The sequence below is a fragment of the Citrobacter amalonaticus genome (genome assembly GCF_001559075.2).
Classification (GTDB): domain Bacteria; phylum Pseudomonadota; class Gammaproteobacteria; order Enterobacterales; family Enterobacteriaceae; genus Citrobacter_A; species Citrobacter_A amalonaticus_F.
Genome location: NZ_CP014015.2, coordinates 832,682 through 846,567 on the forward strand (window position 1 = coordinate 832,682; position 13,886 = coordinate 846,567).

The following is a 13,886-nucleotide window of genomic DNA, read 5'->3' on the forward strand; positions in this document are numbered from 1 at the left end:
ATAACCGGTCCTTTGGGGACCGGTCGACATCTTAACGAACCATGCACGGACGTTTGTTATCGAACGTCCAGTTCGGGATCAAATACTGCATCCCCATCGCATCATCACGTGCGCCCAGCCCATGCTTTTGATACAGCTCGTGGGCTTTCATCACCTGGTCCATATCCAGTTCAACGCCCAGACCCGGTTTCGCCGGTACCTGCACCATACCGCCTTTAATTTCAAACGGCTCTTTGGTCAGGCGCTGGTTGCCTTCCTGCCAGATCCAGTGAGTGTCGATCGCCGTGATCTTGCCCGGCGCCGCCGCGGCCACATGGGTGAACATCGCCAACGAAACGTCAAAGTGGTTGTTGGAGTGTGAACCCCAGGTCAGACCGAACTCATGGCACATCTGCGCGACGCGCACAGAGCCCTGCATCGTCCAGAAGTGCGGGTCAGCCAGCGGGATATCCACCGATTGTAGTGACAGCGTATGGCCCATCTGACGCCAGTCGGTGGCGATCATATTGGTCGCGGTCGGCAGACCGGTGGCGCGACGGAACTCCGCCATCACCTCACGGCCCGAGAAGCCCTGCTCGGCGCCACACGGATCTTCCGCGTAGGCCAGCGAACCTTTCAGGTATTTACCGATTTGGATCGCTTCATTCAGTGACCAGGCACCATTAGGATCCAACGTGACGCGCGCCTGTGGGAAGCGTTTTGCCAGCGCCACAATTGACTCCGCCTCCTCTTCCCCTGCCAGCACACCGCCTTTCAGTTTGAAATCGTTGAAACCATATTTTTCATACGCTGCTTCTGCCAGACGGACGACTGCGTCGGGCGTCATCGCTTCTTCATGACGCAGACGATACCAGTCGCATTGCTCATCCGGTTGGCTCTGATACGGCAGCGGTGTGGCTTTGCGGTTACCGACGAAGAACAGATAGCCGAGCATTTCTACTTCGCTACGCTGTTGACCATCGCCCAGCAGGGACGCCACGTTAACGCCCAGATGCTGTCCCAGCAGATCCAGCAGCGCAGCTTCAATCCCGGTGACCACGTGGATGGTGGTACGCAGGTCGAACGTTTGCAGGCCACGGCCGCCTGAGTCACGATCGGCAAAGGTATTGCGCACCGCATTCAGCACGTTTTTGTACTCGCCAAGCCGTTTACCCACCACCAGTGGGATCGCGTCTTCCAGCGTCTTACGGATTTTTTCGCCACCAGGGATTTCACCTACGCCAGTATGACCTGAATTATCTTTGATAATCACAATATTACGCGTGAAGAACGGGGCATGCGCACCGCTCAGGTTCATCAGCATACTGTCGTGGCCCGCAACCGGAATAACCTGCATTGCCGTAACAACAGGAGTAGTAAATTGTGCGTTCATTGTTGAGTCCTTATACAAATCAGTGACGGCCGAAAACGGGACGTTTACGGTCAAAAGTCCAGCCGGGGATCAGGTACTGCATAGGACCGGCGTCATTTCGCGCGCCGCCTGGCAGTTTTTTGTAAGCGTCATGCGCCTTCTGCACCTGATCCCAATCCAGTTCAACACCCAGTCCAGGCGCGTGGGGAACAGCAATTTTTCCGTTTTTAATCTCAAGAGGATTTTTCGTCAGGCGGCAATCGCCCTCCTGCCAGATCCAGTGCGTGTCGATGGCGGTCGGTTTACCCGGCGCTGCCGCGCCAACGTGGGTAAACATCGCCAGTGAAATATCAAAGTGGTTGTTAGAGTGGCAGCCCCAGGTCAGCCCCCAGTCGTCGCACAGCTGTGCCACACGTACCGCACCGGAAAGCGTCCAGAAATGCGGATCGGCAAGCGGGATATCGACGGCATTCAGCATCACGGCATGACCCATTTCGCGCCAGTTAGTGGCGATCATGTTCGTCGCCACCGGCAACCCCGTGGCGCGACGGAACTCTGCCATCACTTCGCGACCAGAGAAACCCTGCTCGGCGCCACACGGATCTTCTGCATAGGTGAGCACATCGTTCAACCCTTTGCACAGCGCGATCGCCTCATCAAGCAGCCAGGCGCCGTTGGGATCAACGGTAATACGCGCATCCGGGAAACGCTTTTTCAGCGCGCGAGCGGTATCGATCTCTTGCTCGCCTGGCAGCACGCCGCCTTTGAGTTTGAAATCTTTAAAACCGTAGCGATCCTGCGAGGCTTCCGCCAGACGCACCACGGCGTCACTGTTCAACGCTTCCTGATGGCGCAGGTGATACCAGTCGTGATTGCCCGGCGTGGTCTCCAGATAAGGAAGATCGGTTTTCGTGCGATCGCCAACGTAGAAGAGATAACCGAGCACAGTCACCGCATCGCGCTGCTTGCCTGGCCCCAACAGTTCGCAGACCGGCACGTTGAGCGCCTTGCCCAGCAGATCAAGCAGTGCGGCTTCCAGCGCGGCCACCGCATTGACGCGCAGTTCGAAAGTCCACGCGCCTTTGCCAAAGGTATCAAAGTCAGCGGCCTGATTGCCTTTGTGTACCTGCTGAACCACATTGTTCATCCGGGCCACTTCCTGACCAAGCACCATCGGGATGGCATCAACCAACGTCTGGTAGATAACCTCTCCGCCCGGCGCTTCACCGACGCCGGTGTTGCCGGCGTTGTCAGTGAGGACCACGATGTTGCGGGTAAAGTACGCGTTATGCGCGCCGCCAATATTGAGGAGCATACTGTCATGTCCGGCGACCGGAATGACCTTCATGTCCGTGATTACGGGGCTGGATTGTGTCGTCATGATAGTTGTCCTGCGACCGGTTTCAGTTCGATACGTTTAATATCCCCCACCAGCACCAGGTAGCTCAGTACCGCGATCAACGCATGCACGCCCACATAAATCAGTGCGCCGTTGAAGGAGCCGGTCGTGCCAACGATGTAGCCAATCGCAATGGGGGTCACGATGCCGGAGATGTTGCCGAACATGTTGAACAGACCGCCGCTCAGGCCGCTGATCTCTTTCGGCGCGGTATCAGCCATCACCGCCCAGCCCAGTGCACCGATGCCCTTACCAAAGAACGCCAGCGCCATGAAACCAATGATCATCCACTCGACGTTGACGTAGTTACAGAACACCATCACCATCGACAGCAGCATCCCCATCACGATAGGCGTTTTACGCGCAATGTTCAGTGAGCCGGTCCGACGCATCAGCCAGTCGGAGATAATGCCGCCCAGCACCCCGCCGATAAATCCGCACACGGCCGGCACCGAGGCCACAAAGCCTGCTTTCAGGATCGACATACCCCGAGCCTGCACCAGATAAACCGGGAACCAGGTGATAAAGAAGTAGGTCAGCGCGTTAATACAGTACTGGCCGATATACACGCCGATCATCATACGGGAGCCCAGCAACTGCTTGATCTGCCCCCACTTCACGCTAAACGGCACTTTGGCTTTGGTGTCTTTCTGATCCATGTTGATCAGCGCACCGCCTTCTGCAATGTATTCCAGCTCTTTCTTGTTCACGCCCGGATGTTGGTTTGGTTCGTGGATCACTTTCAGCCAGATGAAGCTGATGACAATCCCGAGACCGCCCATAAAGAAGAACACATGCGACCAACCCACTTCGTGTGTCAGCCAGCCCATGATTGGGGCAAAAATAACGGTGGCAAAGTACTGCGCAGAGTTAAAGATTGCGACCGCCGTTCCCCTCTCCTGTGCCGGGAACCAGGCCGCGACGATGCGACTGTTGCCGGGGAAGGATGGCGCTTCCGCCAGACCGACGAGGAAGCGCAAGGTAAACAGCGCGACGATAATGCCAAATCCGCTGAAGATATCGACGAAGCCCTGTAACAGGGTAAACATGGACCAGATGAAGATGGACCAGAAGTAAACGCGTTTGGAACCAAAACGGTCCAGCAGCCAGCCGCCCGGGATCTGCCCGATGACGTAGGCCCATGAGAACGCAGAGAAAACGTAACCCATACCGACCGGATCCAGACCAATATCTTTGGCCATCTCCGAACCGGCAATGGATAAGGTGGCGCGGTCGCCATAGTTGAAGGAGGTGACGATAAACAACATCACCACTATCCAGTAGCGGGCATTGGTGCGTTTTTCCGCACCGCTCGCAGCCTGACTTAATGAACTCATTGTTGCACTCCTGAATTTTCGCGTTAGTCACGCTCACTCTGAACAGCACAACTGGTAGGGGATCAGAGGTGACGTTTCGTGTTTTTTATTGCAGCTTTTATTAGGTCGTTCGCCTTGCTAACTGCATTTTTTTATAACTGGCAGGAGAAGTATAAAAAGCAGCCGGTTCTTGCTCACCGTGCAAGAACCCAACATTTAGGCAACGTATCACTTATGTTTATGGCAAAAGCCCAGGGTGATGGAAGCGACTTCACGGAAATGAAAACATATAACGGAAATCGCGCGGGGCTTACGTGGAAAAGGCAGGAGTGTGAAACAGGTCGCTTGACCCTATGAAAACGCCCCTAAAAACCCTTAATTATTGAGGGTTTTTAGGGGCGTTTGCCCGAAGCTAACTCGATTCAGTATTGGGTAAAATAGCGTCAGGTTGTTCCCGTGCCTGGCGCCACAAGGGAGCCCCTCCCGGTAGGGGGAGGGTTAACTCTCAGGGTAAGAGCGTGCCCCAATGTTCAACCCAGGGATTGGATTCGCTTTCGGGTTCCGGGTGCTCACTGGCATCAATCAGCAACATTTCCCCCACGCGCTGTGCGCTTTGCTCCTGTAACAGGGCATCAAACTGTTTACCGCCGTTGCAGAAATTAACGTAGCTGCTGTCGCCCAACGCAATCACGCCGTAACGCAGATTAGGCTGGAAACCCAGTTGGTCTTTGATCCCCTGAAACAGCGGCACAATGCTGTCAGGTAAATCGCCTTGCCCGGTCGTGGAGGTGACCACCAGCGCGATTTTGTCCTGATATTCCTGCCAGTCCGTCAGTTCAGGATCTTCAAAAACGGTTGCTTTGTGCCCCTGGGCCGTCAGGATCGCTTCGGCCTCTTCGGCCACCAGCAGCGCGTTACCATACATTGTCCCGACAAAAATCCCGATTTCCGCCATGCTTAATTACTCCCTGAATGAAGAACGTATGCTTTCATCCTGACCTGCCGGCTCACTTAACTCAACCCTTTCATTATCAGGGAGAAGTCCCTGCCAGCCAAACTGTGATAGCGCCTGCATCCAGACCGTATCCAGCCCGGCATGAATCGTCAACGGTTCACCGGTAAACGGATGGGTCAGCGAAAGCTGGCTGGCATGCAGCATCAGTCGGTTGCAGCCAAAATGTTCCGCCGCGCTGCGGTTCTGCCGCAAATCGCCATGTTTGCTGTCGCCAATAATCGGATGGCGCAGGTGCGCCAGATGACGTCTGAGCTGATGCTTGCGCCCCGTTTGCGGATCCAGTTCCACCAGACCGTAACGCGTCGTCGGATAACGCCCGGTCGCTACTGGCATTTCAACGGTGGCGAGGCCACGGTAATGGGTTACCGCTGGCTGTGGGTCCTTGTTTTCACGGGCAAACTTATCGGCGATTTTATCCAGTTCTTCCACCAGCGGATAATCGAGTACCGCCTCCTCCATTAGCCAGCCACGGACAATAGCGTGATAGCGCTTATGGATCTGGTGTTGCTCAAACTGCTGCGCGAGACGGCGTCCGGCTTCACTGGATAACCCCATCAGCAGGACGCCGGATGTGGGTCTGTCAAGGCGATGCGCGGTAAACACATGCTGACCAATCTGGTCACGCACGGTCTGCATCACCACCACTTTTTCGTCGCGATCCAGCCAGCTGCGGTGCACCAGCCAGCCGGAGGGCTTGTTGACCGCAACCAGCCATTCATCCTGATACAGAATCTCCAGCATCAGGATTTATCTTGCGCGAAAAGCGCATCCAGCGCCTGTAACGCCTCCAGCAGAATTTCGCGCTGCGGATGATCGGCGGTCAGCGCCATTTCATAATAAGGTGCGACGGCAAACGCCTCGGGCAGCGGTTGCGCACTGTCCAGTAGAGCATGCATGCGGGGGAGCAGGACCCATTGCAGCCACTCAATTGGCTCCATCGTATCCATACAAAACGGTTGAGTGCTGGTAAACAGGTGGGCTTCGGGTTCATCCATCCGCCAGTGTTGATGCTCACGCAGCAGCGCTTCAAGTGCATGAAGCTGCTGACGCACACGGTCATGAGTCGTCATGAAAGTCCCCTCAATGATGAAAAATCTGGCGCGAAGGATACCACCAGTAAAATAAGAAACAAAAAAAGGGAGCACTGTAAAAACAGTGCTCCCGGTTCGTTTCGCAGCATTCCGGCTACTTTTCGTGCTCCCTGCTCATCCGTGACAACTTTTCCTCTGGTCTTGCGACCTGTTGTTCATCCTGAACATTTTGCATCCTGCTCACACCACCCCGATGTGAATACTTCATCCTGAAGCGTCCTGGCCATCCTGACCCACCGACTATCCTGACCGGCTCTCGTTCTCCTTCCTGGAGGTGTCCTTTAACGCATTCCCGCGTTGTCCTCTTCACTTCATCCTGAAGCCTTTCCTTGTATCACCGTCCTGGTGTGTCCTGCTGAAGTGTCATCATCCTGATGTTCACTTCATTGTGCGACTCCCTGTCGACATACATAGAATCGCCTTTTTCACGCCGTCTTACAAGACGCTTACAGGCAATGCCTTAAGGAAAATTTCATATGAAAGTTGACAAAAAATCATTAACTTGATGATTTATTTGGTTATTAGCTATTTTTGCTTCGCGATGTCTTCATTTACTACCTGGCGATCTCCTACAGGGCTTGTAAGAGATCTCTCACATATTCATAGGTGAAATGGATTACAGAAGGGGATTAAGGTGCGTAAGGAAATCCGCAAGAGAAGGCGCCAGAACGGAACGTTTACGGGTTCCCAGCGTTTCTTTGATCACTTCCCCCGACAGATTGCAGAGCGAAATGACCTCCAGTTCATTGTCCAGTGTGGCAATAAAAAGGGTCGGCGACAGTTTCAAACGTTTCTGCGTCACCAGATGACCAATCAGGTTCTCCTGAACCCGCCTGAAATCATCAGCGCTCCAGGTCTGCAACAGCGTCAGCGTTTCGCTGCCTGACTGCGCGCGCATATCCCCGGCAAACTGCGTGGTATAAAATGCATGAAGCGCAGGTTGTACCACAATATCGAAGGCGCGTTCAACCGCGTTTACATTCTGTTCACCTTCAAACGGCTGCGGTTGCCAGTACACGGCATCACGGGTAGTCGAGATAATGCAGGGAGAAGGCACGCCATACAGCTCTTCGCTCATCGGCCAACTGTCGTTCTTTGCATGCCATGCGTCACAGTAACGCGTCGTAAAATCCTTCAGGGCCAAAGCTGTCTGTTCGTCCACCGGTTTCTCTCTTCATAAAAGCCAGGATACACTTGGCGCATAGTGTATCTGGTTTATGACGGTGAAACATGTCTTCTTATGAAAACCATCAGGCTCTTGATGGCCTGACGCTCGGTAAATCAACGGATTACCGGGATATTTACGACCCCAGCCTGCTACAGGGCGTGCCACGCAGTCTGAATCGCGACCCGCTGGGACTAAAAGCTGACAGTCTGCCGTTTCACGGCGCCGATATCTGGACGCTGTATGAGCTGTCATGGCTGAATGCCAGGGGATTACCACAGGTGGCAGTGGGTCACGTGGAACTGGATTACACCAGCCTCAATCTGATTGAATCCAAAAGCTTTAAGCTGTACCTGAACAGCTTTAACCAGACGCGATTTGACTCCTGGGAAGCGGTGAAACAGACGCTGGAAAACGATCTGTGCGCCTGCGCCGAAGGGAAGGTGACCGTTGCGCTATACCGTCTCGATGAACTGGAAGGACAGCCGGTCGCGCATTTTCACGGCACCTGCATTGATGATCAGGACATTGACATCGACAGCTACCAGTTCACTACCGATTATCTGCAATCCGCCACCAGCGGTGAAAGAGTGGTAGAAGAGACGCTGGTGAGTCATCTGTTGAAATCAAACTGTCTGATCACCCATCAGCCGGACTGGGGCTCCATACAAATTCAGTATCGCGGACGCAAGATCGATCGCGAAAAGCTGCTCCGTTATCTGGTCTCTTTCCGCCACCATAACGAGTTCCACGAGCAGTGTGTGGAACGCATTTTCAACGACCTGCTACGCTTCTGCCAGCCGGAAAAACTGAGCGTTTATGCACGCTATACGCGCCGTGGTGGTCTGGATATTAACCCATGGCGGAGCAACACCGACTTCGTTCCAGCGACCGGCAGATTAGTTCGACAGTGAATTATTTCACAATTTTGCGGGTCGGATTCCACGCGCAAGGTTGTGAAAGGTCATAAGCCAGGGCTATTGTAATCTACAGGGAATGACGTTTTGCGTCCCATAAGGAGTTTACTTGATTACACATATTAGCCCACTTGGCTCAATGGACATGTTGTCGCAGCTGGAAGTCGATATGCTTAAACGCACGGCCAGCAGCGACCTGTATCAACTATTTCGTAACTGTTCGCTTGCCGTTTTAAACTCCGGCAGTCTGACTGACAACAGCAAAGAACTGCTGTCCCGCTTTGAAAGTTTCGACATTAACGTGCTGCGCCGCGAGCGCGGCGTGAAGCTGGAACTGATCAACCCGCCAGAAGATGCCTTCGTCGATGGCCGTATCATCCGCGCACTGCAGGCGAACCTGTTTGCCGTGCTGCGCGATATTCTGTTTGTTAATGGGCAGATTCATAACGCGGGTCGTTTCCAGCATCTGGATCTCGAAAGCTCCGTGCACATTACTAACCTGGTGTTCTCTATTTTACGTAATGCCAGAGCGCTGCACGTGGGCGAAGCGCCAAACATGGTTGTCTGCTGGGGCGGCCACTCCATTAATGAAAACGAATACCTGTACGCCCGACGTGTCGGGACACAGTTAGGTCTGCGCGAGCTGAACATCTGTACCGGCTGCGGACCTGGCGCGATGGAAGCGCCGATGAAAGGCGCAGCGGTGGGCCATGCTCAGCAGCGTTATAAAGACAGTCGTTTTATTGGGATGACTGAGCCGTCGATTATCGCCGCAGAACCACCGAACCCGCTGGTTAACGAACTGATCATTATGCCGGACATTGAAAAACGTCTGGAAGCCTTCGTGCGTATCGCCCACGGCATTATCATCTTCCCGGGCGGTGTTGGTACGGCGGAAGAGTTACTGTATCTGTTGGGGATCCTGATGAACCCGGCGAACAAAGATCAGGTTCTGCCGCTCATCCTCACCGGCCCGAAAGAGAGCGCCGACTACTTCCGCGTGCTGGATGAGTTCATCGTGCATACGCTGGGAGACGCCGCGCGCGCGCATTACCGCATTATCATTGATGACGCGGCAGAAGTGGCGCGCCTGATGAAAAAAGCGATGCCGCTGGTGAAAGAGAATCGTCGTGATACCGGTGACGCCTACAGCTTCAACTGGTCGATTCGTATCACGCCGGATCTGCAAATGCCGTTCGAACCGTCCCACGAGAACATGGCCAATCTGAAGCTGTACCCTGACCAACCGGTTGAAGTCCTGGCGGCGGACCTGCGTCGCGCCTTCTCCGGCATTGTGGCGGGTAACGTTAAGGAAGTGGGTATCCGCGCCATTGAAGAGTTTGGGCCATACAAAATCCACGGCGACAGTGAAATGATGCGTCGCATGGACGATCTCCTGCAAGGTTTTGTCGCGCAGCACCGTATGAAGCTGCCTGGCACCGCCTATATCCCCTGCTACGAAATTTGCGCCTGACGCGAAAAGCGTTTCATGGACCGGGAGCGGCTGATGGCCCTTCCGGTTTTTTTATAATTACCAAAGAGATAACACGTTCACTTTATTAAGCCTGCTAATACATCATACAAAAAATATCGCCACGCAAACGATTACCTTGCTAATGCAACCGCGTTTTATCATCCAGAATTTAAATTAGTCACCACAAACCACTATAAAGATCGCTTTTTACAACGTAACCTCCGCATCTTTCTGGCAATCCTTTCTGTCAATATGTTGTTAATGCTAGCCTTCGCACGCGTAAATTCGCTGTGATGATTTTTTAACAGACTAATGATCCAAACATATCCACATTAGAAGTGGATTATTGCATTTGGGATCGCGATCACTGATAGATTCATTAGTTAAATGTATCTTTCTGCCCGCAAATTACTACGGTTAAAAATTTTATAAAAATCGTCACTGCAAGAATTTCGTTTTACGGTCAGGAACATTTTCCTGATTTTTAGCTTCCTCCAGGAGAAATAGATGGAAACCATTCAAACCAGCACAATTGCTTCGACTGAATCACGAAGCGCATGGCGCAAGACCGATACCATGTGGATGCTGGGCCTTTATGGCACGGCTATCGGTGCGGGCGTATTGTTCCTGCCAATCAACGCAGGCGTCGGTGGGATGATCCCGCTGATCATTATGGCAATTATCGCTTTCCCGATGACCTTCTTCGCCCACCGTGGCCTGACTCGCTTTGTGCTGTCCGGCAAAAATCCGGGTGAAGACATTACAGAAGTGGTTGAAGAGCACTTTGGTATCGGCGCGGGTAAACTGATTACCCTGCTGTACTTCTTCGCGATTTACCCGATTCTGTTGGTTTACAGCGTCGCGATTACTAACACGGTTGAGAGCTTCCTGACTCACCAGTTAGCCATCACCCCGCCACCGCGTGCGATCCTGTCGCTGATCCTGATTGTAGGGATGATGACTATCGTTCGCTTCGGTGAGCAGATGATCGTGAAGGCGATGAGCATCCTGGTGTTCCCGTTCGTTGCCGCACTGATGCTGCTGGCACTGTACCTGATCCCACAGTGGAGCGGAGCCGCGCTGGAAACCCTGTCCTTTGACTCTGCGGCTACGACCGGCAACGGTCTGTGGATGACCCTGTGGCTGGCAATTCCGGTAATGGTGTTCTCTTTCAACCACTCTCCGATTATCTCCTCCTTCGCAGTGGCGAAGCGTGAAGAGTACGGCGACGCGGCAGAGAAAAAATGCTCGAAGATTCTGGCATTCGCTCACATCATGATGGTGCTGACGGTCATGTTCTTCGTCTTCAGTTGCGTACTGAGCCTGACGCCAGCGGACCTGGCAGCAGCGAAAGATCAGAACATCTCGATTCTGTCTTACCTGGCGAACCACTTTAACGCGCCGGTCATCGCCTGGATGGCACCGATCATCGCGATGATTGCTATCACCAAATCCTTCCTCGGCCACTACCTGGGCGCGCGTGAAGGTTTCAACGGGATGGTCATCAAATCTCTGCGCGGTAAAGGCAAGTCTATCGAAATCAACAAACTGAACCGCATCACTGCGCTGTTCATGCTGGTAACGACCTGGATTGTCGCCACCCTGAACCCGAGCATCCTCGGTATGATTGAAACCCTGGGCGGTCCAATCATCGCGATGATCCTGTTCCTGATGCCGATGTACGCCATCCAGAAAGTACCGGCAATGCGTAAATACAGCGGTCACATCAGCAACGTGTTTGTTGTCGTGATGGGTCTGATTGCTATCTCCGCGATTTTCTACTCCCTGTTCAGCTAAGTTGTTTAGCGCCGCTTTCGGGCGGCGCTTCCTCCCTGATATAACCGCAATGGATGCCCTATGATTAGCGTATTCGATATTTTCAAAATCGGCATTGGCCCTTCCAGTTCACATACCGTTGGACCAATGAAAGCTGGCAAACAATTCACGGATGATCTGATTGCCCGCCATATTCTGACGGATGTCACCCGCGTGGTGGTGGATGTGTATGGCTCCCTGTCGCTGACGGGTAAAGGCCACCACACCGATATCGCGATTATCATGGGTCTGGCGGGAAATCTGCCGGATACCGTCGACATCGATGCCATCCCGAGCTTCATCCAGGACGTCAACACCCACGGACGACTGCTGCTGGCCAACGGTCAGCATGAGGTCGAGTTCCCGGTTGATAAGTGCATGAATTTCCATGCCGATAACCTGTCTCTGCACGAGAACGGGATGCGTATCACCGCGCTGGCGGGCGATAACGTCCTCTACAGCCAGACTTACTACTCCATTGGCGGTGGTTTCATCGTTGATGAAGAACATTTCGGTTTACCGAACAGTGCGCCGGTCAACGTACCCTATCCGTACAAATCGGCTGCCGATTTGCAAAAACACTGCCAGGAAACCGGGCTTTCCCTTTCCGGCCTGATGATGCAAAACGAGCTGGCATTGCACAGCAAAGAAGAGCTGGAACAGCACTTTGCCAACGTCTGGGAAGTCATGCGCGGCGGCATTGAGCGCGGCATCACCACCGAAGGCGTCCTGCCAGGAAAACTGCGCGTCCCCCGCCGTGCGGCGGCGCTGCGTCGTATGCTGGTGAGCAGCGACAAAACCACCACCGATCCGATGGCGGTCGTTGACTGGATCAACATGTTCGCTCTGGCGGTAAACGAAGAGAACGCCGCTGGCGGACGCGTGGTTACTGCGCCGACGAACGGTGCCTGTGGTATCGTGCCGGCCGTGCTCGCCTACTACGACAAATTCATCCGTGAAGTGAACGCTAACTCGCTGGCACGCTACATGCTGGTCGCCAGTGCGATTGGCTCACTGTACAAGATGAATGCCTCCATTTCCGGCGCGGAAGTGGGCTGTCAGGGTGAAGTCGGCGTAGCCTGTTCGATGGCAGCTGCTGGTCTGGCAGAACTGCTGGGCGGCAGCCCGATGCAGGTGTGTATTGCTGCGGAAATCGGTATGGAACACAACCTCGGTCTGACCTGCGATCCGGTTGCTGGACAGGTTCAGGTACCGTGCATTGAGCGTAACGCCATTGCGTCCGTCAAGGCGGTCAACGCGGCACGTATGGCCCTGCGTCGTACCAGCGAACCGCGCGTCTGCCTCGATAAAGTCATCGAAACCATGTACGAAACCGGTAAAGACATGAACGCCAAGTACCGCGAAACCTCTCGCGGCGGCCTGGCCATGAAGATCGTCACCTGCGATTAAGACCGTTCTGTAGCCGGATAAGGCGTTTACGTCGTTATCCGGCTTTTTTGCCTGATAGCGCGACGCTTATCAGTCCTACAGACGTCGCCGTCTCGGCAACACTCGCCTCATTTCGTCCCGAATGTTACCCTACACGCTGACTGGTAAGGGAGAACACCGTGGCTGTCCATCTGCTCATCGTCGACGCGCTCAATTTAATTCGCCGGATCCACGCCGTTCAGGGTTCTCCCTGTGTGGAGACCTGTCTGCACGCGCTTGACCAGCTGATTGTCCACAGCCAGCCCACCCACGCCGTAGCGGTGTTTGATGATGAAGCGCGTAACAGCGGATGGCGTCACCAGCGTCTTCCGGACTACAAAGCCGGTCGTCCACCGATGCCGGATGAACTGCACAATGAGATGCCCGCCCTGCGCGCGGCCTTTGAACAGCGAGGCGTCGCGTGTTGGGTGTCGAGCGGTAATGAAGCCGATGATTTGGCGGCAACCCTGGCGGTAAAAGTCGCGCAAGCGGGCCACCAGGCGACTATCGTGTCAACGGACAAAGGCTATTGCCAGTTGCTCTCCCCGACTTTACGCATTCGCGATTACTTTCAGAAACGCTGGCTGGATGCTCCATTCATTGAAAAAGAGTTTGGCGTTCAACCGCAGCAGTTGCCGGATTACTGGGGACTGGCGGGGATCAGCAGTTCAAAAGTACCCGGCGTCGCCGGTATTGGTCCGAAAAGCGCCACCCAACTGTTAGTGCAGTTTCAGACGCTGGAAGGTCTCTACGCACATCTGGATGACGTGCCGGAAAAATGGCGCAAGAAGCTGGAGGCTCACCAGGAGATGGCATTCTTATGCCGTGATATCGCACGGTTGCAAACCGATTTACAGCTTGACGGGAACCTGCAACAGTTGCGTCTGGCACGGTAGAATTGCGGGCCGGATGGCG

At 54.1% G+C, this 13,886-nt stretch carries 13 protein-coding genes; 6 read left to right on the forward strand and 7 right to left on the reverse strand.

Annotation, left to right across the window (positions count from 1 at the left end; all coding sequences use genetic code 11):
- Positions 1-31: 31 nt before the first annotated feature.
- From gudD to gudP, 3 genes are read right to left on the reverse strand one after another with little or no spacing between them, the layout of a single operon-like run.
- Positions 32-1,372 (reverse strand): glucarate dehydratase, encoded by a 1,341-nt coding sequence (gene gudD, locus AL479_RS04005; protein ID WP_061075139.1) that lies wholly within the window; start codon positions 1,370-1,372, stop codon positions 32-34.
- 19 nt (positions 1,373-1,391) lie between these two features.
- Positions 1,392-2,732 (reverse strand): enolase C-terminal domain-like protein, encoded by a 1,341-nt coding sequence (locus AL479_RS04010; protein ID WP_061075140.1) that lies wholly within the window; start codon positions 2,730-2,732, stop codon positions 1,392-1,394.
- The gene (gene gudP / locus AL479_RS04015) at positions 2,729-4,087 is read right to left on the reverse strand and encodes a galactarate/glucarate/glycerate transporter GudP (protein WP_061075141.1); all 1,359 of its coding nucleotides are present in this window, start codon (positions 4,085-4,087) and stop codon (positions 2,729-2,731) included. The genes AL479_RS04010 and gudP overlap by 4 nt, the downstream gene beginning before the upstream one ends.
- A 78-nt stretch (positions 4,088-4,165) precedes the next feature.
- Here gudP and AL479_RS04020 point away from each other — a divergent pair, with 78 nt between their 5' ends.
- On the forward strand, positions 4,166-4,423 hold the full coding sequence (locus AL479_RS04020; protein WP_146109659.1) for a hypothetical protein: 258 nt from the start codon (positions 4,166-4,168) through the stop codon (positions 4,421-4,423).
- Positions 4,424-4,571: 148 nt separating this feature from the next.
- Here the strand turns inward: AL479_RS04020 and AL479_RS04025 are convergent, their stop codons facing one another.
- The 4 genes from AL479_RS04025 to syd all read right to left on the reverse strand — a co-directional run bounded on the left by AL479_RS04025 (position 4,572) and on the right by syd (position 7,334).
- A complete protein-coding gene (locus tag AL479_RS04025) occupies positions 4,572-5,021 on the reverse strand; it encodes a flavodoxin (RefSeq protein WP_061075142.1) in 450 nt (149 codons plus the stop codon).
- A 6-nt stretch (positions 5,022-5,027) separates the two neighbouring features.
- Positions 5,028-5,822, reverse strand: a complete 795-nt coding sequence (gene truC, locus AL479_RS04030; RefSeq protein WP_061075143.1) for a tRNA pseudouridine(65) synthase TruC — start codon at positions 5,820-5,822, stop codon at positions 5,028-5,030.
- Positions 5,822-6,151, reverse strand: coding sequence for a YqcC family protein (locus tag AL479_RS04035; protein ID WP_061075144.1), 330 nt, complete (start codon positions 6,149-6,151; stop codon positions 5,822-5,824). The genes truC and AL479_RS04035 overlap by 1 nt, the downstream gene beginning before the upstream one ends.
- Positions 6,152-6,788: 637 nt before the next feature.
- Positions 6,789-7,334 (reverse strand): SecY-interacting protein, encoded by a 546-nt coding sequence (syd, locus tag AL479_RS04040; RefSeq protein ID WP_061075145.1) that lies wholly within the window; start codon positions 7,332-7,334, stop codon positions 6,789-6,791.
- 68 nt (positions 7,335-7,402) lie between these two features.
- On the opposite strand from syd, the gene queF reads away from it, so the two are divergent.
- From queF to xni, 5 genes are all read left to right on the forward strand, one after another.
- Positions 7,403-8,251 carry an NADPH-dependent 7-cyano-7-deazaguanine reductase QueF gene (gene queF, locus AL479_RS04045; RefSeq protein ID WP_061075146.1) on the forward strand — a complete coding sequence of 283 codons (849 nt, stop codon included), beginning with the start codon at positions 7,403-7,405 and terminating at the stop codon, positions 8,249-8,251.
- Positions 8,252-8,363: 112 nt separating this feature from the next.
- Positions 8,364-9,728, forward strand: a complete 1,365-nt coding sequence (gene ppnN / locus AL479_RS04050) for a nucleotide 5'-monophosphate nucleosidase PpnN (protein WP_061075147.1) — start codon at positions 8,364-8,366, stop codon at positions 9,726-9,728.
- Between the two features lie 507 nt (positions 9,729-10,235).
- Complete coding sequence (gene sdaC / locus AL479_RS04055) at positions 10,236-11,525, forward strand: HAAAP family serine/threonine permease SdaC (RefSeq protein ID WP_061075148.1); 1,290 nt, start codon at positions 10,236-10,238, stop codon at positions 11,523-11,525.
- Positions 11,526-11,585: 60 nt separating this feature from the next.
- Complete coding sequence (gene sdaB, locus AL479_RS04060; protein WP_061075149.1) at positions 11,586-12,953, forward strand: L-serine ammonia-lyase II; 1,368 nt, start codon at positions 11,586-11,588, stop codon at positions 12,951-12,953.
- A 158-nt stretch (positions 12,954-13,111) separates the two neighbouring features.
- Complete coding sequence (gene xni, locus AL479_RS04065) at positions 13,112-13,867, forward strand: flap endonuclease Xni (RefSeq protein ID WP_061075150.1); 756 nt, start codon at positions 13,112-13,114, stop codon at positions 13,865-13,867.
- The last annotated feature ends 19 nt before the right edge of the window (positions 13,868-13,886 follow it).

What these genes read in the sequence shown, in the direction of transcription:
- gudD (WP_061075139.1), bottom strand. Translation starts at nt 1,372, where the DNA reads ATGAACGCACAATTTACTACTCCTGTTGTTACGGCAATGCAGGTTATT.
- AL479_RS04010 (WP_061075140.1), bottom strand. Translation starts at nt 2,732, where the DNA reads ATGACGACACAATCCAGCCCCGTAATCACGGACATGAAGGTCATTCCG.
- gudP (WP_061075141.1), bottom strand. Translation starts at nt 4,087, where the DNA reads ATGAGTTCATTAAGTCAGGCTGCGAGCGGTGCGGAAAAACGCACCAAT.
- AL479_RS04025 (WP_061075142.1), bottom strand. Translation starts at nt 5,021, where the DNA reads ATGGCGGAAATCGGGATTTTTGTCGGGACAATGTATGGTAACGCGCTG.
- truC (WP_061075143.1), bottom strand. Translation starts at nt 5,822, where the DNA reads ATGCTGGAGATTCTGTATCAGGATGAATGGCTGGTTGCGGTCAACAAG.
- AL479_RS04035 (WP_061075144.1), bottom strand. Translation starts at nt 6,151, where the DNA reads ATGACGACTCATGACCGTGTGCGTCAGCAGCTTCATGCACTTGAAGCG.
- queF (WP_061075146.1), top strand. Translation starts at nt 7,403, where the DNA reads ATGTCTTCTTATGAAAACCATCAGGCTCTTGATGGCCTGACGCTCGGT.
- sdaC (WP_061075148.1), top strand. Translation starts at nt 10,236, where the DNA reads ATGGAAACCATTCAAACCAGCACAATTGCTTCGACTGAATCACGAAGC.
- sdaB (WP_061075149.1), top strand. Translation starts at nt 11,586, where the DNA reads ATGATTAGCGTATTCGATATTTTCAAAATCGGCATTGGCCCTTCCAGT.